Source organism: Halosimplex halophilum (assembly GCF_004698125.1).
In the GTDB taxonomy this organism is placed as follows: domain Archaea; phylum Halobacteriota; class Halobacteria; order Halobacteriales; family Haloarculaceae; genus Halosimplex; species Halosimplex halophilum.
In genome coordinates this window covers 193286-214327 of record NZ_ML214298.1, presented here as the reverse complement: position 1 = coordinate 214327, position 21042 = coordinate 193286, and the positions used below count along the sequence as shown (strand labels likewise).

Genomic DNA, 21042 nt, shown 5'->3' with positions numbered 1-21042 from the left:
GGGGCGTCGGCCGCCGTGGATCGGCCCGCCCCACCGACCGCGACCCCGCCGGTCAGCCGGTCCACTCGCCGGCAACGTCGTCGGCGATGTTCGACCGCCACACCTCGAACCGCTCGCGGCAGGTGTCGCTCTCCTTCGTGTGGTCGATGAAGCCGGCGCCGCCGTCGGGGAGTCGCTCGCCGCAGAACGGGCAGAAGTCCGGGTTGTCCCACTCCGTCGAGTCCGCTGCTGGATGGGTGTACTCCTCGGACATGTGTGAGTGTAGGCGTTCCGCCCTCAAAAACGGATCAGGCGCGATGCCGAACGAGGTCGACGGCCGCTCAGTCGTCGGCGGGCGCGAGCGGCTCGCCGTCGCCGTTCGTCGGCGCGGGCGAGTCGCTCATCTCGTCGTCGTCGGTGTAGGGGTACCACGTCATCTTCGTGTTGTGCATGTACGGGTCCTCGTAGTCCGTCTCCTCGGGCTCGACGAACTCGGCGAGGGCGTCCTCGTCGTGGCGGGCGACGAACTCGCGGAACGTCTCGGTCCCGTCGCGCTCGGCCTCGTAGTTGGCGACGAGATTCTTGATCGCGCCGGGCACCTCGTCGACGGGGACGCGCAGTTCGACCCAGTCGGCGAACCGCGGTTCCTCGCCGAGGCCGCCGCCGAGGCCGATGTCCAGCGCTTCCACGGGCTCGCCGTCCTTGCGCGTCTTCATGCCGCGCAGGGAGATGTCGGCGATCTGCGGCTGGGCGCAGGAGGCCGTACAGCCCGAGAGGTGGATGTGGAAGTCCTCGACCTCACTGGGCAGTTCGACGTTGTCCTTCAGCCAGCGGGCGTAGCGGACCTGGCGGTTCTTCGTCTCGACGATCGACAGCGAGCAGAACTCCGTGCCCGTGCAGGCGATGGAGCCGCGCATGAACGGGCTCGGGTCCGGCGAGTAGTCCTCCAGCAGCGGCTCGTCGAGGAAGGCGTCGAGCTCCTCGTCGGGCACGTCCGTGACGATGACGTTCTGGCGCTGGGTCAGCCGGACCTCGCCGGAGCCGTACTCCTCGGCGAGGTCGGCGAGTTCCAGCACGTCGTCGACGCCCATCCGGCCGACGAGGACGTTCAGGCCGACGTAGTTCTTCCCGTCGGGCTGGTCGTAGACCCCGACGTGGTCGCCGTGTTCGCCGGTGCCGGCGTTGTAGGTGTACTGGTCGCGCATGTCCTCGCCGGCGGTCGGCAGCTCGAAGTCGACGAACTCCTCCTGGAGGACCGAGCGGACCTTCTCCGGGCCCCACTCGTCGACGAGGAACTTGATGCGGGCGTTGAAGCGGTCCTCGCGGTCGCCGTACTCGCGGAACAGCGCGGACATGCCGCCGGCGACCTCGTTGACCTTCTCCGTCGGTACCCACACGTCGATGTCGCGGGCGAAGCGGGGCTCCTTCCGGGCGAGGCCGCCGCCGACGCGGACGTTGAATCCGAGTTCGCCGTCCTTCTCGGCCGGCTCGAAGGCCAGATCGTTGATGTCGCCCTGGCCACAGCCCTGGTCACAGCCCGTCACCGAGACCTTCCACTTCCGGGGGAGGTTGGTGTGGTCGTCGTCGCCCTTGAAGGTCTCGTGCAGATCCTGGGCGACCGGCCAGGCGTCGATGTGCTCGTGTTCGTCCTTGCCGGCGACCGGACAGCCGACGATGTTGCGCCAGGAGTCGCCGCAGGCCTGCTGGGTGCTCAGCCCGTTGGCCTCGAGCTTCTCGAAGATCTCGGGGATGTCCTCCAGTTTGATCCAGTGGAGCTGGATCGACTGGCGGGTCGTCCAGTCGCAGTAGGCGCCGCCGAACTCGGGGTTGTCCACCGGCCCGCGGGCGTACTCGTCGGCGATCTCGCCGACGACCCGCAGCTGGCCCGGTTCGAGGACGCCGTTGGGCGTCCCGATGCGCATCATGAAGTACGACTCCTGGCCCTTCCGCTGGTGGTACAGCCCCCACCACTTGAACCGCTCGAACCAGGCGTCGTGCTCGTCCTCGGGGATGGCGTCCCACCCCTCCTCCGCGAACTCCATCAGGTGTTCGCGTATCTCGTTACCGTAGACCTCGCTCTTCCAGTTCTCGACTTTCGTCGGCATTCGTGTCTCCCCCGAATAGCTCCGCACTTAAACGCACGCGCATCTCGACAAACCGCCCCACCTCTCCCGAGAAGCGGATGTTGTTGCCTATTCTTCGGGGCGAGCGAGGCGACGGCGCTGTTCCGGTATCTGGACGCTCGCGGTGTCGACGGGGTAGAACTCGCCGTCCTCGGGGTCGATGACGCGGCCGACGGTGAGCCAGCCGGTGATCCCCTCCCGGCCGCAGGTGATACAGCGGCCGGCGACCTTCGCCTGGATATCCGGGTGGTCGACGCCGACCTCCGCGAACCCCTCGACGAGGAAGTCGGCGGTCTCGCAGTCGCAGACCTCCTGGCGGGCCAGCAGCCACAGGTCGCTGACGTTGACCTGCCGCTCGTCGTTGACGCTGATCCAGGCACCGTCGTCGAGCTGGTGAACGTCGGTCGTCACTGGCCCCGGCTACGCGCTCGACCCTCCAGAGGCTGTCGACCCGGACAACACTCGCCGGTGGGGAGCCCGTCCAGCGGGGGGCGGACGGACCCTCGACGCCCCACGCGCCCGTCGGAGATAGCTGAAGGGATTGCCGGTAGGTCGCAGCCCGGGTAGCAATTACGGGAGCGCGACCGGTTAAGGGCGTAGGGGCGATACGAGGGTGTACGACGAACCGATGACCCAGGCAACAGACACCCACGACGACGAAGCGCCCGAGCCGGACACCAGCCACCTCGACGACGTGGAGGACGGGTGCGGCTGCGCCGAGGTCTGGGAGCACCTCTCCGAGGAGCGCGCCGAGGCGTCCGACTGACGGCCGTGGCCGAGCCGCGACCCCGACCGCGGGGCCGCGACGGCATCGACGGCCGGTCGGCCGCCGGGCGCGTGTGCGCCAGTCGTACCGGCAGACGGGACCCTTTTGAGAGACCGTTCCGAAGGGACGAGCGATGAGCCACGAGGGGCCAGGGGATCCGCCGACGGACCGGGAGTCGCCGGTCGGCGCGCCGGTCATCCGCGGCGACCCGAGCGTCACCGGCCAGCGGCCCGAGGAGGCCGTCGAGTTCGACCCCGACGACCCGGAGAGCCTCGAGACCGCCGCCGAGACCGTCCGCCAGTTCGCCAGCGACGCCGCCGGCGAGGCCGACACCGTCTTCATGCTCCGGGGCGCGGCCGCCTGCGCCGCGCTGGTCCGCGGCGAGGGCTCGTACAAGGCCGCCGCCGAGCGCGCCGGCGGCGAGGCCACCGTCGCGTTCATCCGCAAGTGGTCCCGCGTCCACGACCTGCCCCGCTCGATCCGCAAGCACGTCGCGATGGGCGAGATCGCCCCCACCGCCGCCAAGCACATCGCCCGCGTCGCCGGCGCCGCCCGCCTCCAGCTGGCATGGGCCGTCCTCGACCACGACATGACGGTCCGCCAGGTCCGCTCGGTCGCCAGCGACGTCAACGACGGCACCCCCGTCGACGAGGCGCTGGCCGCCGAAGGGATCACCCTCGGCGAACTCACGATGGAGCTCCCGCCGGAGGTCTACCGCGAACTCCGCAGGCGCGCCGCGCTGGAGGACGTCGAACCCGACGAGATCGTCGCCACCGCGCTCGAACGCCGCTTCGAACGGGGCTGATCGTAAGTACTTAATCGCCGTCCCCCTCATTCACGGACGAAGGGCCGGTAGCTCAGTCAGGCAGAGCGTCTGGCTTTTATCGCGGCTACGCGTTCGACCCGCGTGGTTGCGGGAGAGACCAGATGGTCGGGGGTTCAACTCCCTCCCGGCCCGTACAGTGGACCCGTGAGCGGCGCGAACGGGTCACGAACCGGCAGGAGGAGTCGAAGTAGACCGGGCGCGCGCAGCGCAGTGCCCGCGAGCGAAGCGAGCGAGCACTGCTCGGCGGAGCGAGCACGTCCGGGCGTAGTCCAACTCCCTCCCGGCCCGTTTTCGCGACGGACTGGACGGCCAGAACGGAGTCCGCCGGACCGACGCCACAACCGTTAAACCGGCTTAATTCGCGAAAAACCGCGTTCACGAACGGGGCCCTATAATCGGTCGCGGCCCCTGGGCTCGCCCGTAGCCATGAACCTCGACACCGACAGACTCCGGAGCGCCGTCGGAACGGACACGGTCGAATCGGCGAGCAGGATCGTCCTCGGGACGGGGGCGCTCGTCGCCGTGCTCGCGCTGGCGTCGCTGTTGCCCGGGCTGGACCTGCTGGTGCCGCGGACGCCGGTGACGCTGGCCGCCGTCGTCGGCGCGCTCGCGACGCTCGCCGCCGTGGCGCTACTGGTGTATCTCGCCTCCGCGCTGGCGGCGCTGACGCGGCTCGCGCTCGACGGGCCGGCCGAGCTCGTCGAGCACCTCGCGTCGGTCGTCCACTGGCTGGTCGTCCTCGCCGCGGTCCTGGTCGCCCACGCCGGACTGGCGGCGGCCGTGACGCCGCTGCTCGGCGACGCCGCGTGGGCCTACGACGTGGCCTTCCTCCTGCTCGGGCTGGGGCCGCTGGTCGTCGTCGCCGCTCGCCTCTACGTCGCCGTCGGCCCGCTGGCCGAGCTGGTCGCCGACGGCGTCGCCGGCGGGTCGGTCGACGACGGGGTGGACGCGGACACCGCGGCGGACGCCGAGGCGGTCGGGGCGGACGCGGGAACGACCGACACAGATACCGACGAAACCGGCGCGGCCGCCGACGAGTCAGACCCGTCCGCCGGAGCCGGGGACGACCCGGACCGCTCGGCGGACTGAGCGGCGTCGCGAACCACGAAGCTTACGGTAGTGAGCCGCGAGGGGTAGTGTATGAACGTCACGGACCGTTTCGAGGACCGGCTGGAACCGGTCGGTATCGCCGTGGGCGCCCTGCTCGTGCTGGTCGCGCTGGCGACGCTCGCCGGCGCCCCCTGGACGACGAAAGGCAGCGTCGGCGCCTCGGCCCTGCAGGTCGTGGGCGCCGTTGCGACCGCCGGCGTCGGCGCCGGCCTCGTCTGGCTCAGCCGCGCCGACTGACCCCGTTTCTCGGTCCGTCTCGACGTCGCTTCACCCCCACTCATCGACAGCGCCGGCGCTGTCCCGTCTGGTCGCGTCGGAGAATCGTCGTCTCGAAACGGGTCGTTTCGAAGGCGGTCGTCCCGAAGGCGGCCGTCCGCGGCCCTCCGTGACCGACCGGTCGCGGTCGGTCAGCCCCGGACGGGCAGGAAGGCGATGGCGATGAGGACGATCGCGGTGACGAGGCTGATCTCCGCGATGCCCCACAGGCCGTTCATCCGGTCGTTGTACGACTCGACGGTGTTCTCCTCGGCCGCGTAGTCGTCGTAGCGCTCGGCGGTCTCGAAGAAGTACACCGACGAGTTGTCCGGGAAGTGCGCGAAGTACTGCGTGTCCGCGACGGTGAAGTTCGACCCCTCGGTGAAGCCGACGGTGACGGTCTCCTGGCCGGGGCGGGTGAGTTCGACGCTGGTGTTGGTCACGGCGTCGACGGTCGTCTCGTTGCCCTGGTAGGTCAGCGTCTCGCCCTCGGCGACGGTGTGGCGCTCGACCGGCGGGAAGTACTCGTCGACGGGGACGTTGGTGTCGTTCGCGCGGAAGGTGACCTTCCGGACGCCGTCCTGCGTGATCGTCTCGTTGTACAGCGCGGGGTCCTCGTCGACCATCTCGCCGATGTCGCGCTGCTCGACGAACGTCGCCTCGGTCGGGTCGGCCACGCCCTCCGCCTGGACGACCAGCAGGTACGGGCCGCCCCAGACGATGGTCGCCGCCTCGCCCGTGACGCTCGTGACCGTCGCCTCGTTGCCCCGGTAGGTCACCGTGTCGCCGACGCCGTAGCTCTCGTTGACCGACGCGTCGCTCGCGAGCGCGAGGGTGAACGTCCCCGCGCTCTCGTTGACGCCGACCTCGTACTCGCTGCCGTTGTACTGGACGGTCGAGCCGGCCTCGAAGACCTGCTCCATGCGGGCCGACTGGTCGTCCCAGCGCACGTCGGTCACCGGGACCTCGGTGTCGTTGTCGATGGTCGTCGTGACGACGGCCGACTCGTTGACCCACGCGAGCTCGCCGTTGCCGGTGTCGGCCTGGGCGACCTCCCAGGTCCGGTCGCCGAACGTCACCTCGTCGCCCGCGGAGTAGGCGTTGTCACCTTCCAGTGAAACCGTCGGTTCCTCCGTCGTCTGGATGAGGCCGTACGCCCCGGCCCCGATGACGAGGAAGAACACGAAGTAAATCGCCGCGGCTCGTCGTTGCATACCCGGGTGGTCGGGCGGCCCCGCGTATAATGATTACCAATTCCGCCGATACGGCGCCGTCTGGCCCCCCTCGGAACGGCGGTCCCGCGCCGGTCCGGGACCCGGCCCGGCGGCGGCCGAAACCCCCTTCTCGGTCCGCTCGTTATCGGCCCACATGGTCCCCGACCTCGACCGCGACCTCCCGCGGAGGGCGTTCCTCCGGGCGGCCGTCGCCGTCGGCGGCGCCGGCGCGCTGGCGGCCTGCCAGGAGCGGACCGACGGCGACGCCGTCCCCGCGGGCGACCCCGAGGCCAAGCCCGCCCGCCAGCACGCCTGGCGCGACCACGTCCCCCGCGACGACAGCGGCAACTCCCTGCTGCCCGAACACCAGGTGCTCCTGTACGTCGACTTCGACGGCGACGGTCCCCCGGGCGAGGACGCCCGCGCGACGCTCGAAACCGCGCTGTCGACGCTCGACCGCGCCTACGAGTGGAGCGCCGACGGCCTGCTCCACACCGTCGCCTACTCCCCCGCCTACTTCGACCGCTTCGAGAGGGGCCTCCCGTCGTCGGTCGAGCTCCCCGAACCGCGGGCGCTCTCGGCGTTCGAGGACCCGACCTTCGACACCCAGGACGCCGTCGTCCACCTCGCGAGCGACCGCGCGGACGTGGTGCTGGCGGCCGACGAGGCGCTGACCGGCGACCGCGGGGCGGTCAACGGCGAGTCCGTCGACGCGCGGCTGACCGACGTGGCGACCGTCGACTCCCGGCGCACCGGCTTCGTCGGCGCCGGCCTCCCCGCCGACCGCCAAGACGCCGCGGGCATCCCCGACTCGAACCCCGTCCCCGAGGCGTCGCCGCTGTTCATGGGCTTCAAAGCGGGCTTCGTCGGCAACCAGGCGACCGAGGACCGCGTCACCATCGAGGAGGGCCCCTTCGCCGGCGGGACGACGAAGGTGATCGCGAACCTCCGCCAGCGGCTCGACGACTGGTACGGCGAGCAGGACTACGACGAGCGCGTCGCCGAGCTGTTCAGCCCCGCCCACGCCGAGGCGGGGCTGGTCGAGGGCGTCGGCGCGAACCTCGGCGACGACAGCGGGATCGACCGCTTCCTCGACGATATCGAGGGGCGGGCGCGCGAGGCCGGCCGCGTCGGCCACGCCCAGAAGGCCGCGCGGGCCAACCGCGACGACGACGGGAACGTCCGGCTGCTGCGCCGCCACTTCGAGTCGACCGACGACATCGGCTCCGACCAGGCGGTCGCGAGCCTCCACTTCCCGTCGCTGCAGCGCCGCGTCTCCGAGTTCGAGCGCGTCCGGGAGGCCATGAACGGCGCCGATATCGCGGCCGCCACGCCGGCTGTCCGACAGCGCGTCAACAACGGCATCCTGGAGTACATCTTCGTCCGTCGCCGGGGGAACTTCCTCGTCCCCCCGCGACGCCACCGGGCGCTGCCGACCCCCCGGCCCGACGACTGAGGACGGGACAGAGGGAGCGACCTCACACCGACGGCAGCGCCCCGTCAGCGTTCCCCTGCTCGGCGTCGCGGCGAATCCATCGCCTCGCGACCGGTGACCCCGTCCGCGCGGAGCGCCGTGGATACTTGTGCCGGGCCCCACTCCGTTCGGTATGGCACCCTCGCACGTGCTCGTCGCGCTGGACGGGTCGCCGCTGGCCGGCGACGCGCTCGCCCACGCGCTGGAGACGTTCGACTGCCGGGTCACCGTCCTGAACGTCGTCACGCCGCTCGACGCCTCGATGAGCGAGGGCGGTGTCCTCGAACCCGGCGAGGACCGTCGCGAGGAGGCCCGCGAGCGCGCCGAGCGGCTGGTCGACCGCGCCCGCGACCGGGCCGCCGAGGCCGACCGGAGCGTCGAGACCGTCGTCGAGACCGGCGACCCGGCCGAGACCATCCTGGCGACCGCCGACGAGCGCGGCGTCGACCAGATCGTCGTGGGCGGCCACGGCGGCGACCGCTCCGGCATCGGCCGCCGGCTCCTCGGCACCGTCGCGACCACCGTCGTCGGCGAGGCGCCCGTGACCGTGACCGTCGTCCGGTGAGGCGGTCCTCACCCGCCAAGAACGACCGCGAACACCCGGTACAGGCCGAACCCGACGGCGATCGAGGAGACGAGGGTGACGACCCAGAAGGCGAGGGTGACGCCGATCTTCCGGCGGGAAACCCCCGCCGACCCGCCCGCGAGCCCGCCGCCGATGACGCCGGAGATGATGATGTTGTTGAACGAGATGGGGATGCCCAGGGCGATGGCGACCTGGGCGATGATGAACCCCGGGACGAGCGCGGCGATCGACCGCCGGATGCCCAGCGAGGCGTACTCCCGGGACGTGGCCTGGAGGAGTCGCGGCGCGCCCATCCAGGCGCCCCCGAGGATGCCCGTCGCACCGATCGCGAGCAGGACGATGCTCGGCAGGCCCAGCTCGGCGCCGTAGAGGTTTTCGAGCGGCCCCGTGGCCAGCCCGACCTGGCTGCCGCCGCTGGAGAAGGCGACGACGCTCCCGAGGACGACGAGGAACGTCCGGATCCCGCTGTCGACCGACTCCCGGGTCCGCCGGCGGATGAACTGGAAGCTCACCGCGGCGAACGCGACGGTGACGACGGCGACCGTCGGCTCGACCCCGGCGACCGGCGACAGCCCGACGATATCGCCCCCCAGGCCGGCCAGGGAGTTCTGCGTGGCGCCGGGGCCGGAGGGGATGACGCTCAGCTCGACGTTGGCGACGATGGCGCCGACGACGGCTGCCAGTAGGGGGACGCCGACGGTCTCGGGGATGTCGTCCCGGCGGAGGATCGTGGCGGTGAGGTAGGCGAGCCCGCCCGAGACGGGAGGCACGAGCACCCAGAAGGTGGCGATCCGGCGGTAGGTCCCGACGGCGGGGTCGCCCTCCAGCGAGAGCCCGACGCCGACCATCGCGCCCGTCGTCGCGAACGCGGCGGGGACGGGGTAGCCGCTGTAGACCCCGAAGGCCATGAACGCCGTGGCGGTCAACAGACCGGCGGTCGCCGCCAGCGAGGTGATGGCGACCCCGTCGATGAGGCCCGCACCCACAGTCTCGGAGATGCTGCCCCCCTGCGTGAGCGCGCCGAGGGCGGCGAGGATGCCGATGAGGAAGGCGGCGCGCATCGTCGAGATGGCGTTGGCGCCGATGGCCGGGGCAAAGGGCGGGGAGTTGCTGTTGGCGCCCAGCGTCCAGGCGGTGCCGAGGCTCACGACCGTCGCCAGGACGACCAGCGCCCAGAAGCCGACGGTGGCCACGCTCACGACCCCCGGTCGGCGGACGACCCGGTCATGTGGGACTCGTTGTGTCGGTGCGCGAATAAACGTTCGCGCTGCGGCGGGCCGCGTCACAAGACATTTCCGCCGCCGTCCGAATACCCGGCAATGCGATTCCCGGAGGCGCGACCGCCGACCACCCCGTCGGCGGGACGGCGGCCGCTGACCGTCCGGACGACGACGCGGGAGCCGCCGACGGGCCGGCGCGGCTCGGCGGTGAGACGGTGACCGACGACGGGCCGGTCGTCGACCGCCGGACCGTCCTGGGGGCGGTCGCCGGCGCGGCCGCGCTGGCCGGCTGCGGCGCCTTCGAGCGCGGCGCCGACGGGGCGACCACCCCCGTCCCGGCCGACCGCGCCCGCGACCTCGCCGAGCGGTTCGCGCCGACGCTGTACTTCGACGCCGCCGAGCGGTGGTTCCCGACGGACCCGCGCCCCTACGAGCGCGACCGCGACGGCGAGACGGTCGTCGACGGCTTCGCCGCGCTGGACGGCTACACCGAGCGGTTCGACCCCGAGGCCCCGCCCGACCCCGCGGTCTTCTACAGCGTCGTCGCCTACGAGGACTCCCCGCTCGCGGTCGTCCAGTACTGGTTCTACTCGGCGTTCGACCAGTTCACCACCAACTTCCACTGGCACGACTGGGAGGTGCTCCACGTCTACGTCGACACGGCCGGGGCGGCGCCGGACCCGCAGCTCTACGTCGCCAGCTCCCACTCCCGCAGGGTTCCGAACAACGAGTACCTCGACCCCGACCCGGACCGCCGGCCGACCGTCCTCGCCGAGCTGGGGTCGCACTCCAGCGCGCTGTCGGTCAACGACGCCGTCGACGAGTTCCAGCGCTTCTCGGTCGCGGACCTGGCCGCCGACATCACCAACAGCGCCATCGAGGGCGTCGGGGACGTGGCCGAACTCCCGCTGGCCTACGGGCTCCCGCGGGACGAGGGCGGCCGGCTCCCCTTCGCCGTCCCGGAACTCGACGGCGACCCCCTCCACGAACACGAGGACCTCCCGTCGGTCGCGGCCGGCGACCTCCTGCCGGAGAGCCACACCGTCCGGTCGTACGACGCGCTGGGGTCGCCGCCGACGGACGTGCCCGAGCGGTCGACCGGCCTGGTCTTCGGGCCCGCCGCGGACGCGCCCGACGAGGCCGACGTGGGCTACGCCCTCGAACCGACGGCGGATCTGGAACACGTCGCCGAGTTCACCGGGCCGCAGCTGAGCTTCGAGTTCCCCGTCCCCGGACCGGTCGAGGACGCCGTCGCGAGCCACCTCACGGCGCCGGGCGTCCCCTGGGACCAGACGCGCTACGAGAACCCGGCCGACGATATCTCCGACCCCGCCCACCGCCGGGCGCTCGCCGACCGCTACGACGCCGTCGGCGACCCCGCGCCCGCGAACACGCTGCTCGCGCGCGCCGTCGAGGCAGTCCCCTCGCCCGACGCGCCCGACGGGGAGGGGCTTACCACGCGGGACTCGCGGGTCGAGGCGGTCGCGCTCGTCGAGAGCGAGCCCGTCGCGGTCCCGACGTTCGGCGGCGTCGCCGCCGTGCGGGACCTGCCGGCCGGCGAGCATCGGGTGACCGTCAATGGCGCCGGGCTCGCGCCCCACAGCGAGACGGTCGCGGTCGGCGACGGCGGGACGGGAACCGCCGACGGGACCGAGACGACGGCGGGGACGGACACCGCCACGGACGCCCCGACCGACGACGGCGACCACGCGCCCGCCGGCGTGACGCTCGCGGGCGCCGGGGGCGAGATATCGCTGGTCGCCCGCGAGGACGCGACGAAGCTCGCGGTCGACCCCGCCGAGAGCGACGCCGACCTGACGGACCTGGCCGTCGAGGACGACTTCGCGGGGCGGCTCTACGACGCGCCGCTGTCCGGCCCGGACGCCGTCTACGTCCACCGCGGCGGCGCCTACACCACGGAGGTCCGGGACAGCGACGACGCCGTCGGCGCCGTCCGCGTCAACCCCGGTCGCGGTGGCGACGACGACGTGGAGCGCGTGACGGTCGACCGCCCCGAGACCGGCAAGGCGTCGCTCGCCCGCTATCTCGCCGACGTGGCCGAGGAGACCCGCGCCGAGGTCGCCGCGGAACTGGACAGGGACGACGACGGCGACAGCGACGACGATGACGGCGATCCGCCGGGACAGGGCAACGGCGGCGGGGGTGGCGGCGGTCCCGGCAACGCCCTGCGCGGCCTCGTGCAGGTGCTGGCGGCCATCGCCGAGGCGGCCGACCGGGCCGCCGAGCGCGCCGAGGCCGGCGACCGCGGGCGGGCCGACGCGGGCATCGAGGCCGTGGCCGACCGCCTGGAGCGGGCGACCGACCGGCTCGAAGCCGCGCGCTCCGACCTCCCGCCGGGGCTGGCCAACGCCGCCGAGAACCGCTTCGACCAGATCGACCGGCGGTCGAGACAGGCGAGGGACTCCGAGAAGCTCTGAGCCGGTCGCTCCAGCACCGCGGTCAGGCGGAGCCGTCGTCGGACCCTCGCGCTCAGGCGGCGTCGGCGTCCGGGTCGCGCTCGGGCGCGGCCGCCTCCTCGCCGCGCCGGACGACCAGCACCGGGCCGACCGTCTCCGCGGCGACGCGCTCGGCCTCGTCGCCGAAGAGGAAGGACCTGAGCGACGGCGCCCGCTCGCCCATGACGACGGCGTCGTGGCCGGCGGCCGCGTCGACGAGCGACTCGAACGGCGGCCCGGTCGCGCGGCTCGTCTCGACGTCGATGCCGGCCTCGCGCAGCGACGCCGCGGCGTCGTCCAGCGCCGTCTCGCCCGCCTCGTCCTCGGCGTCGGTGGCGACGAACAGCGTCACGTCGACGTCGCGGTCGCCGACGAGCGTGACGACGAACTCGGTGACGCGGTCGGCGGCCACCGCGCCGGTCAGCGGGACCAGCAGGCGCTCGACCGGGCCGGTCGCGCCCCTGACCGCGACGGCGTCGGCGTCGAGTTCGTCGGCGATGCGCTCGACCGACTGCTCGCGGTCGTGGGTGAACACGAGGCGGCGCTCGGCGGCGCCGCCCGCGGCCGCGAACTCCTCGGTCACGTCGTCGAGCGCCTCGTTGGCCCGGTCCTCGTACTGGAGGCGGGCCTGGTCGGGCGGCGTCTGCTCCGGGACGACGTGATAGCCCAGCACCGTCACGTCGACGGTCCCGAGCAGGTCGATCAGCCCCGGCGAGACGCTCTCCCCCGCCAGTATCGCCAGCGGCACGAGGACGCGGGTCATAGTGCTCCCCGGAGACTAACGCCGCGAGCGTAATAGAAGTACCAGCCCGCGGCGGCGAGCATGACGGCGAGCCCGACGACCTGGGAGAGCCGTTGCATGAAGAGGATGAGCGCGAAGCTCGACAGCGCGCCCAGGACCGGCACGACGGGGTAGCCGGGCACCCGGAAGTCCGGGTCGTACCACTCGGGTTCGTCCCGGCGGAGCGCGATCAGCGCGACGCACATCAGGCCGTAGAGGACCAGGTGCAGGAAGGAGGCGACCTCCGCGAGCACCTCGACCTCCCCCGTCCCGACGAGCACGAGCACCGGCCCGCCGGCCAGCCCCAGCGCGACGTGGGGCGTCCCGTACTTGAGGTTGATCCGGCTGGCCCACCGCGGGAGGATGGCGTCGCGGGAGACGGCGTAGATGGCCCGGGAGGTGCTCAGGATCGAGGCGTTGGCGCTGGACATCGTCGCCAGCAGCCCGCCGAAGACGATGGCGAGCGCGCCCGCGCCGCCGAGGTAGTGCCGCCCCACGTCGACCATCGCCGTCTCGCCGAGGGCGGCCAGTTCGCCGCTGGGGATCGCGCTCGTCGCGACGAACACCGTCAGCACGTACATGACGCCGACGATCACGACCGAGCCGACCATCGCCAGCGGGAGGTTCCGCCCCGGTCGCTTCATCTCGCCGGCGACGGTCGCCACCTGTGCGAACCCCAGGTAGGAGGTGAACACGAGCGCCGCGGTCGTCAGGACCGGTACCGGACCGAACGGCATGAACCGCTCGGGGGCGCTCGGCGCGCCGACGACCCCGAGCGCGTCGAGCGCGCCGTACAGCAGGAACACAGAGAGGATCGACAGCAGGAGCGCGACGACGCCGTTCTGGAGTTTGGCCGCGTTCTCGGTGCCCGTGACGTTCAGGGCGGTGAAGCCGGCGCCGAACAGCAGGGCGATCGGGACGGCGAGGCCGTCGCCGACCGCGACGCCCACCTCGGCGAGCGTGTCGACGGCGTAGTAGCCGAAGCCGACGAGGTAGAACGCCGTGGCGAACACGAGGCCGAACCACAGCGAGAGGCCGACGACCGTGCCCGCGAGCGTCCCCAGCCCCCGGGAGATGAAGTAGTAGCCGCCGCCGCTTTTGGGCATCGCCGTCGCGAGCTCGGAGGTCGGGAGCGCCACGAGGAGCGCCACGACCGCGCCGATGGCGAAGGATCCCGCGGCGGCCGGCCCCGCCTCGCCCGCCGCCAGGCCGGGGAAGACGAAGATGCCCGCGCCGATCATCGTCCCGATGCCGATGGCGAGGCCGCCGCTCAGCCCGAGCGTCCGCTCCAGTTCGGCGTCGCCGGTGACCGTCGCCTCGTCGGTCTCGACCGTCTCCTCGATCACGGGCGCCTCGCCCTCGACGTTTCGGCCGCCGCCCTCGGCGTCGGGACTCACAGGCCCCGATGTCGGACGCCGGAGTGATGAGTGTACCCCCGGACTGGCGGGTCGAACCGCTCACCAGAGGACCGCCGGCCAGACGAATTTGAATAGCAGCCAGATCAGCCCGGTGAGGACGGCGGTCATCACGAGGTTGAGGAGGACGCCGGCGCGCATCATGTGGCGCTGTTCGAGGTAGCCGCTGCCGAAGACGATGGCGTTGGGCGGGGTCGCAACCGGCAGCGCGAACGCGAAGCTGGCGGCGATGGCGCCGCTAGTCGCGAGGAAGACCGCGGACGCGACCTCGGGCAGACCCAGCGTCGTCGCGAAGACGCTCCCGACGCCGATGAGCAGCGGGATGACGATTGCGGAGGTGGCGGTGTTGGAGGTCATCTCGGTGAGGAAGATGATCAGCAGGACCACTGCGGCGACGACGAGGACGATCGGCGCGCCGGTGAGCGAACTGAAGACGGAGTCGGCGAGCCACTCGGTCGCGCCGGTCGTCGAGAGGCCGCCGGCCAGCGAGATGCCGCCGCCGAACAGGAGGATCGTCCCCCAGTCGATGTCGACGAGTTCCTCCCACTCCATCGTGTCGGCCAGCACCAGCGCCGGGATGGCGGCCATCCCGACCATCACGTAGTAGAGTAGCCCCTGGTGGCCGTCGACGCCGAAGACGCTCGTCCCCTCGCCGCCGAACAGCGTCACCGCGACGGCCGCCGGCAGGTACTGCGAGAACAGGTCGGCGAACCCGCCGACGACCCACAGCCCCGCCGTCGCCGTGAAGATGACCGCGACCCGGCGGCCGCGGGTGCTGAGACTCCCCTCCTCGCGGAGGTAGCGCTCGGCCTCGGCGCGGGCGTCCTCTACGTCCGTGATCTGCGGGGGATAGAGCCGGTAGGTCAGCAGGTACCAGACCAGCGGGAGCGTCACGACGACGACCGGCAACCCGATGGCCAGCCACTGTGCGAACCCGATCTCGTAGCCGAGCAGCTCGTTGAGCTGGGTCGCGAGGATGGCGTTGGGCGGCGTGCCGATGAGCGTCCCGACACCGCCGACGCTGGCGGCGTAGGCCGTCCCCAGCAGCATCGATATCTGGAGGTTCGTGAATCCGTCCTCCGCCCCGAGTCCGGCGATCGTCTCGCCGTCGGCCACCCCGCCGTCGGTCGCGGCGTCGTCGGCGCCGGAGTCGGTCTCGATGTCGTCGATAGCCGCCTCCGCTGCCGAGGAGGCGGCGGCGATCCCCTCGGCGCCGATGACCTGCGAGAGCACGCCCAGCGCGATGGGCGTCATCATCGCCGCCGTCGCGGTGTTGGACACCCACATCGAGAGGAACGCGGTAGCGATCATCACCGCGCCGACCAGCCGCCGCGAGGAGGTCCCCATCCGCGACATCAGCCACAGGGCGATCCGCCGGTCGATGTCGTACTTCTGCAGGGCGTTGGCGAGCATGAACCCCGCGACGAACAGGAAGATGAGATGGTCAGCGAACCCTCTGAGCGCGGCGTCGAGATCGGCGTAGACGCCGAATCCCGTCAGCATCACCGGGATCGACAGCGCCGTCACCGCCAGCGGCAGGGCGCCGGTCACCCACAGGACCCCGGCGAAGAACATCGTCGCGAACGCGTACTGCGCCCGCGGGTTCAGCCCCGCCGGCGACGGCCCGAACGCGATGACCGCGGTCCCGACGACCGCGACCGCGAACACCAGTAACGTCCCGCGATTCCCGCTGAAACGCCCTCGTATCATTGATACACGGGCTTGTGACGACGATATACTTAATGATTTTCCTTCCGGTACCCGGGTCGGCGGGCAAACTCGGAAGCGTTCGCCGCAGGGATTCAGAAGTGTTCGACGAGCGCGTCGACCTGTTCGGCGGTGAGTTCGGCAACGTACAGGTCCAGCAGCTGTTCGCGTCGGTCGACCGAGAGGGCGCGGGTCCCGCTCTCCAGCATGGAGATATGCGCCTGCATGACCTCGTCGACCTCCCGTTCCACGTCGCGCTGGCTGAAGCCGGCCGCGACCCGCAGCAGTCGCCAGGCGTCCGGGGAGATCGCTTCCACGTCGGGTCGCGCCCGCTCTCCCATCGGTTCCGATGGGTGCGTGCCGAAAGATAAGTGCCGCGGTAGCGGGGGCGGCCGACCCGGCGGGGCGGGTCCCCGGTCCGGCGAGAGGCAGGCGGAGCCCGGTCCGGGCGCGTCGCCGGTGGTGGCGAGGAGCCCCGCAGTCAGTCGTCCCCGTCCGGTCCCGGGGCGTCCGCCCGCGCCGCCCGGTTGCGGGCGATGCGTGCGGCCACGTCGACGGCGTCGACCATGCTGGCCTCGCTGGCGACGCCCTCGCCGGCGATGTCGAAGGCGGTGCCGTGGTCGACGCTCGTGCGGACGATCGGCAGGCCGACGGTGACGTTGACGCCGGAGACGGCGTCGTCGCTGTCGAACCCGAGCATCTTGATCGGGATGTGCCCCTGGTCGTGGTACATCGCGACCACGCAGTCGTATGCGCCGCCCGCGGCCTGCGCGAAGACGGTGTCCGGCGATTCGGGGCCGACCACGTCCAGCCCGTCGGCCCGGGCGTCCGCGACGGCGGGTTCGATCTCGCTGCCCTCGGCGACGCCGAGGATGCCGCCGTCGCTGGCGTGGGGGTTCAGCCCCGCGACGGCGATGGTCGGCTCGTCGATCCCCAGGTCGCGAAGCCCCTCGTGGGTCACGTCGACGGTCGTCCGGACGCGGCCCCGACAGACGCGGTTGCACGCCTCGGTCAGCGGGACGTGCGTGCTGACGTGGGTGACGATCAGGTCCGCGTCGACGCCGCCGTCCGCGGCCCCGTCGACGGAGTCGCCGGCTCCGTCTGCCCGCGGCGTCTCCGACGCCACGCTGTCCAGCCCCTCGACCAGCATCATCGCGTACTCGTCGGTGTCGGTGCGGTCGGCGAGCAGCCCCGTGTGGCCGGCGTACGTACTCCCCGCACAGCGGGTCGCCTGCTTGTTGATCGGCGCGGTCGTGATAGCGTCGACGGCCCCGTCGATCGCCAGCTCGACGGCCCGCTCGACGTACTCCAGGCTCGCCGCGCCGTAGGCCTCGCGGACCTCGCCGTAGGTCAGGTCGGCGGCGTCAACGTTGTCCAGGTCCAGCACCGGGATCCGCTCGGGGTCGGCGTCCGCGGCCGCCGGCGAGTCGACCGGCTCGACGACCGGGTCGCCCCCGCAGACCTCGACGGCCGCGCGCAACACGTCGGCGTCGCCGACGACCAGCGGCACCGCGGCGTCGCACAGCCTCGGGTAGGCCTCGACGACCACCTCGGCCCCGACGCCGGCGGGGTCGCCCATCGTCACGGCGACGGTCGGTCGCTCCATGCTACCGACCCAGCGCGTCCAGACAGTTGAGGATGACCCTTTCCGTCCCGAAGCCGCCGGCCTTCGTCGCCACCCGCGTCCCCGCCGCGGGACCGTCCGCGACCGCCCCGACCGGCACGCCCGCGGCGACCGCCTCCCCGGTGAGCGCTATCTCGCCCGCGTCCAGCGCGTCCAGCACTGTGCCGGCGGTGTCTCCCCCCGTGAGGACGAGCCCGGCGGGCGGAGACGCCTCGACGGTCGCCCGCGCCGCGGCGGCCAGCGCCGCGGCGACCCGGTCGGCCGCGAGGCTGTCGGCGGCCGTCCCCTCCCCGGCGATCTCCCCGGTCGCCCGGTCGGCCGCGAGGCTGTCGGCGGCCGTCCCCTCCCCGGCGATCTCCCCGGCCGCCCGCTCGGCCGCGGCCACGTCGTCCGGTTCAGTCGCGGCCGTGACGACCGCCCGGCCGTGCCAGTCGAGCAGCGCCCCCAGCGACTCGGCGGCCGCGCGGCCGGCCGACGCCGGGTCGCGGACCGCCGCCGCGGGGTCTACGGCGACGACCGCCCCGTCGTCGACCGCCTCCAGCTGGGCGAGCGTCCGCTCGTTGACGCTCCCGACGACGCCCAGCACGCCCGACCGCCGGGGGTCGGTCGATACGTCCGGCGGCGGGTCGGACGGGTCGCCGGGCACGCTCACGTGGGCCGCGAGGCCGCCGCTCCCGACGTGCAGCGCGCTCGCCTCCAGCGACGCCGCGCCCGTCGCGATAGCGTCGAGGTCGCCGTCGCTCCGGGCGTCACAGACCGCGAGCGTCGGGCGGTCGGCCGCGGCGAGGTCGGCCAGCCGGGCCGCGACCGCCGACGGCCCGGCGTCGACGGTGTCGCCGTCGAGGCGCGCGACCGGGTACTCCGAGCCGGCGAACAGCCCCCGGAGGTCCGACTCGGCGACGCCGTAGCCAGCCTCCGAGAGGGGAGTGCCGTCGACGAGGTGGCGCCCGCCCTCGGTGGTGCGGCCGGTCGCCGGGAACGCCGGCGCGACGACGGCCAGGGCGGCGCCGGCGGCCGCCAGCGCCGCGTCGACCTCGGCGACGACGTTCCCGCGCAGCGTCGAGTCGACCTTCTTGTAGACGAGGGGGGCGGGGCGGGTCTCGACCGCGCGGGCCACCGCCGCGGCGGCCGTCCCGGGGTCGGCGTCGCGGCTGTCGGTGTCGACGACGAGCACGTCGGCGTCGGTCTCGGAGACGGGGTCGGCCCCGGGGGCGGGGTCGCCCCCGGAGCCAGCGTCCGCAGTGTCGGCGTCGACCGACCGGCGGACGCGGACGCCCCGGCCCCGCGCGGCGAAGCCGTGGCCGGTGTCCGTCGCCCCCGTCAGGTCGTCGGCGACGACCAGCGCGTTTCGCATTGCTCCCGGTTCCGCCCGCTCGCACTTAGTCGCGTCCGTCCGCCCGTCGGGGTCGGCCGCGAGTCGGCCGACGGCGACCGCGCCCGGCGCCCACCATTCGCTCGCCGGCCGGCGGCTTATTCGGTCGAGGGCCGAACCGGCCACGTGACCGAACCGAACCAGGCGGCCGTCGAGGAGGCGGTCCGCGAGGGGGAGTCGATGGGCGGGCGCGACCTGGTCGAGCTGATCGAGCGCCACCACGACGGCGCGGGCGTCGAACGCGGGACCATCGAGGCGTACGCGGAGGAACTGGCGGCCCGCGACGACTACGCCTTCGACAGGCAGGCGTTCCTGGCGGACGTGGACGAACACACCACCGACGCCGACCGCTGGGAAGGCGGCGGCTACTACGAGATCGGCGACGCCGTCGACGACCACCGGATCAGCCTCTTCCCGGAACTGTGGCACGAGGAGCTCGGCGGGTCGACCGACGCCGCCGAGTACGTCCGGTTCATCCAGGACGAGGAGCCGGAGTACCTCGCGGACCTGGAACTCGGCGGCCCCGGCGAGGGCGTCCCGAAACCGGCCCTCCTGCAGGCGCTGGAGCTCGTGGGGCGAGTCGACCGCCCGACCGCGCGAGAGGCGCTGGCGGCGGCCGGCGACCGCGGCGACATCGTCCAGGACGCCGACCAGAACCCCGACGCCGACATCTACCTCGCCGACCGCGTCTCCGAGGACACCGCGTAGCGGCCCGCGTATCGAGTCACTGCCCGACGATGGCCGGCGAGGACAACGCCTCGCCCGGGTACCACGACAAGGGGCCGGCTGTTCGCCGTGGGGTATCTCAAGGGGCTGCGCGACCAGTATCGGCCGATTGACGGCGAGTAGCGGCCGGGGCGGCGAAGGGCTTTTTGCGCGCTGCATACGACTGTATGCACATGTCCAAGAGCATCCGGCTCTCGGAGGACGCCTACGAGCGCCTCGCCGCGCACAAGCGCGAGGACGAGACGTTCTCGGACGTGGTGCTCCGGCTGGCCGGCGAGCGCTCGCTGCTGGATATCGCGGGCGTCCTCTCCGACGAGGAAGCCGACGCCGTCCGGGACGCCGTCGAGGAGCGCCGCGAGCGCCGGAGCCGGGACCTCGAAGCGGTCGCCGACGAGCTGGGTGGGTCGTGAGTGCTACTCGACACCGCGTTTCTCATCGATCTGCTGAACGGGGGCGAGGCGGCCGTCGAGCGGGCGCGTGAACTGGAAGCGAACCTCGTCCAGCAGCGGATCTCCTCGATGACGCTGTTCGAGCTCTACTACGGCGTCGGCCGAGCGGACCAGTCGGAAGCCGAACGCGAGGAGATCGAGACGGTGCTGGAGTCGAAGCCGATCCATCCCGCCGACACGGCGGTGATGCGGAAGGCCGGGCGCCTCGCCGGCGAACTGGCTGCCGACGGGGATCCCGTGGCCGACGGCGACGTGATCATCGGCGCGACGGCGGTCGTCGTCGACGAACCGGTGCTCACTCGCAACCTCGACGACTTCGAGCGGCTGCCGGGCGTCGAAGTCGAGACGTACTGATCAGTCGTCGGCGGGGTCCGCGGTACCGGCCGACTGACGTGTCTCCGCTCCCCGTCCACGCTCCAGCGCGTCCAGACCGCCGAGGACGTACCCGACCATGTACGTCCCGAGGACGACGACGAGCAGGCCGACCTCGTCGGCGAACTCGACCGGGGCGGCGAAGACCGCCTGGAACGCGACGAGGATCACGAACACCTGTCCGGCCGCGCTCCACCTGTTGTCGCGCCAGTTCCCGCTCGCGCTCGTGAACTCGGGATGGTCGCGGACGAGCCGCGAGGCGACCAGCCCGAGCACCAGCAGGGCGATCCCGCCGGCCGCGGCGACGCCGAGTTCGGTCCCGAGTCGCCAGAGGCCGCCCCCGGTGGCGGCGCCGAGCGCGAGCGCGAGTACGCGATGGAGGGTCGTTCGCTTCATACGGCCGGGTACGAACCCCGGAGTGAAAAATCATCTGTCCGATATGTCGGCGCCGATCGACGGTCCGTCGAGCGCCCGGAGAGAACCGACCGGCTCGGCCGGCCCCTCCGCGGCCCACCTATCGGCCATTCTACAACAGTGGTCGAAGCCGTCGGAGTCGAACGACGAACTGCGCGCACGAGCGCCGAACG

At 72.5% G+C, this 21042-nt stretch carries 22 protein-coding genes and 1 tRNA gene; 11 read left to right on the top strand and 12 right to left on the bottom strand.

Features of this window, described 5'->3' with window-relative positions:
* Positions 1-52: 52 nt before the first annotated feature.
* From E3328_RS12215 to E3328_RS12205, 3 genes are all read right to left on the bottom strand, one after another.
* Positions 53-253, bottom strand: a complete 201-nt coding sequence (locus tag E3328_RS12215) for a DUF7501 family protein (protein ID WP_135364921.1) — start codon at positions 251-253, stop codon at positions 53-55.
* Between the two features lie 67 nt (positions 254-320).
* Positions 321-2084: a nitrite/sulfite reductase gene (locus tag E3328_RS12210; RefSeq protein WP_135364920.1), complete on the bottom strand. Its 1764-nt coding sequence runs from the start codon at positions 2082-2084 to the stop codon at positions 321-323.
* A gap of 87 nt (positions 2085-2171) precedes the next feature.
* Positions 2172-2513 carry a DUF8134 family protein gene (locus E3328_RS12205; protein ID WP_135364919.1) on the bottom strand — a complete coding sequence of 114 codons (342 nt, stop codon included), beginning with the start codon at positions 2511-2513 and terminating at the stop codon, positions 2172-2174.
* Positions 2514-2730: 217 nt separating this feature from the next.
* Between E3328_RS12205 and E3328_RS22005 the strand changes: the two genes are divergently transcribed.
* From E3328_RS22005 to E3328_RS12185, 5 genes are all read left to right on the top strand, one after another.
* Entirely contained in the window at positions 2731-2868 is a 138-nt protein-coding gene (locus E3328_RS22005) for a hypothetical protein (protein ID WP_167837389.1), read from the top strand.
* Positions 2869-3001: 133 nt separating this feature from the next.
* A complete protein-coding gene (locus E3328_RS12200; protein WP_135364918.1) occupies positions 3002-3673 on the top strand; it encodes a DUF7119 family protein in 672 nt (223 codons plus the stop codon).
* Positions 3674-3714: 41 nt separating this feature from the next.
* Positions 3715-3826, top strand: a tRNA-Lys gene (locus tag E3328_RS12195).
* A gap of 294 nt (positions 3827-4120) precedes the next feature.
* Complete coding sequence (locus E3328_RS12190; RefSeq protein WP_135364917.1) at positions 4121-4783, top strand: hypothetical protein; 663 nt, start codon at positions 4121-4123, stop codon at positions 4781-4783.
* Between the two features lie 51 nt (positions 4784-4834).
* The gene (locus E3328_RS12185; protein WP_135364916.1) at positions 4835-5041 is read left to right on the top strand and encodes a DUF8123 family protein; all 207 of its coding nucleotides are present in this window, start codon (positions 4835-4837) and stop codon (positions 5039-5041) included.
* 170 nt (positions 5042-5211) lie between these two features.
* Here the strand turns inward: E3328_RS12185 and E3328_RS12180 are convergent, their stop codons facing one another.
* Positions 5212-6273: a hypothetical protein gene (locus E3328_RS12180; RefSeq protein ID WP_135364915.1), complete on the bottom strand. Its 1062-nt coding sequence runs from the start codon at positions 6271-6273 to the stop codon at positions 5212-5214.
* A gap of 154 nt (positions 6274-6427) precedes the next feature.
* Between E3328_RS12180 and E3328_RS12175 the strand changes: the two genes are divergently transcribed.
* On the top strand, positions 6428-7729 hold the full coding sequence (locus tag E3328_RS12175; RefSeq protein WP_135364914.1) for a DUF7405 family protein: 1302 nt from the start codon (positions 6428-6430) through the stop codon (positions 7727-7729).
* A 151-nt stretch (positions 7730-7880) separates the two neighbouring features.
* The gene (locus E3328_RS12170) at positions 7881-8312 is read left to right on the top strand and encodes a universal stress protein (RefSeq protein WP_135364913.1); all 432 of its coding nucleotides are present in this window, start codon (positions 7881-7883) and stop codon (positions 8310-8312) included.
* A gap of 8 nt (positions 8313-8320) precedes the next feature.
* On the opposite strand, the gene E3328_RS12165 is transcribed toward E3328_RS12170, so the two are convergent.
* Positions 8321-9526 (bottom strand): inorganic phosphate transporter, encoded by a 1206-nt coding sequence (locus E3328_RS12165; protein WP_135365717.1) that lies wholly within the window; start codon positions 9524-9526, stop codon positions 8321-8323.
* A 242-nt stretch (positions 9527-9768) separates the two neighbouring features.
* On the opposite strand from E3328_RS12165, the gene E3328_RS12160 reads away from it, so the two are divergent.
* Positions 9769-11991: a hypothetical protein gene (locus E3328_RS12160; protein WP_135364912.1), complete on the top strand. Its 2223-nt coding sequence runs from the start codon at positions 9769-9771 to the stop codon at positions 11989-11991.
* A gap of 52 nt (positions 11992-12043) precedes the next feature.
* Here E3328_RS12160 and E3328_RS12155 read toward each other — a convergent pair whose 3' ends face one another.
* The 6 genes from E3328_RS12155 to E3328_RS12130 form a co-directional block, all read right to left on the bottom strand.
* A complete protein-coding gene (locus tag E3328_RS12155; protein WP_135364911.1) occupies positions 12044-12772 on the bottom strand; it encodes a universal stress protein in 729 nt (242 codons plus the stop codon).
* Entirely contained in the window at positions 12769-14187 is a 1419-nt protein-coding gene (locus E3328_RS12150) for an APC family permease (protein ID WP_135364910.1), read from the bottom strand. Before E3328_RS12150 ends, E3328_RS12155 begins: the two co-directional genes overlap by 4 nt.
* A gap of 60 nt (positions 14188-14247) precedes the next feature.
* Positions 14248-15915 (bottom strand): SLC13 family permease, encoded by a 1668-nt coding sequence (locus tag E3328_RS12145; RefSeq protein ID WP_135364909.1) that lies wholly within the window; start codon positions 15913-15915, stop codon positions 14248-14250.
* Between the two features lie 92 nt (positions 15916-16007).
* A complete protein-coding gene (locus E3328_RS12140) occupies positions 16008-16253 on the bottom strand; it encodes a helix-turn-helix domain-containing protein (RefSeq protein WP_135364908.1) in 246 nt (81 codons plus the stop codon).
* Positions 16254-16393: 140 nt separating this feature from the next.
* Entirely contained in the window at positions 16394-17518 is a 1125-nt protein-coding gene (pdxA, locus tag E3328_RS12135; protein WP_135364907.1) for a 4-hydroxythreonine-4-phosphate dehydrogenase PdxA, read from the bottom strand.
* A 1-nt stretch (position 17519) separates the two neighbouring features.
* Positions 17520-18890 (bottom strand): four-carbon acid sugar kinase family protein, encoded by a 1371-nt coding sequence (locus E3328_RS12130; RefSeq protein WP_135364906.1) that lies wholly within the window; start codon positions 18888-18890, stop codon positions 17520-17522.
* A 144-nt stretch (positions 18891-19034) separates the two neighbouring features.
* Between E3328_RS12130 and E3328_RS12125 the strand changes: the two genes are divergently transcribed.
* The 3 genes from E3328_RS12125 (at position 19035) to E3328_RS12115 (ending at position 20437) form a co-directional block, all read left to right on the top strand.
* A complete protein-coding gene (locus E3328_RS12125; protein WP_135364905.1) occupies positions 19035-19616 on the top strand; it encodes a hypothetical protein in 582 nt (193 codons plus the stop codon).
* Positions 19617-19807: 191 nt separating this feature from the next.
* The gene (locus tag E3328_RS12120) at positions 19808-20044 is read left to right on the top strand and encodes an antitoxin VapB family protein (RefSeq protein ID WP_135364904.1); all 237 of its coding nucleotides are present in this window, start codon (positions 19808-19810) and stop codon (positions 20042-20044) included.
* Entirely contained in the window at positions 20045-20437 is a 393-nt protein-coding gene (locus E3328_RS12115) for a type II toxin-antitoxin system VapC family toxin (protein ID WP_135364903.1), read from the top strand. It begins immediately after the preceding gene.
* Here the strand turns inward: E3328_RS12115 and E3328_RS12110 are convergent, their stop codons facing one another.
* Positions 20438-20851 (bottom strand): hypothetical protein, encoded by a 414-nt coding sequence (locus E3328_RS12110; protein ID WP_135364902.1) that lies wholly within the window; start codon positions 20849-20851, stop codon positions 20438-20440.
* Between the last annotated feature and the right edge of the window lie 191 nt (positions 20852-21042).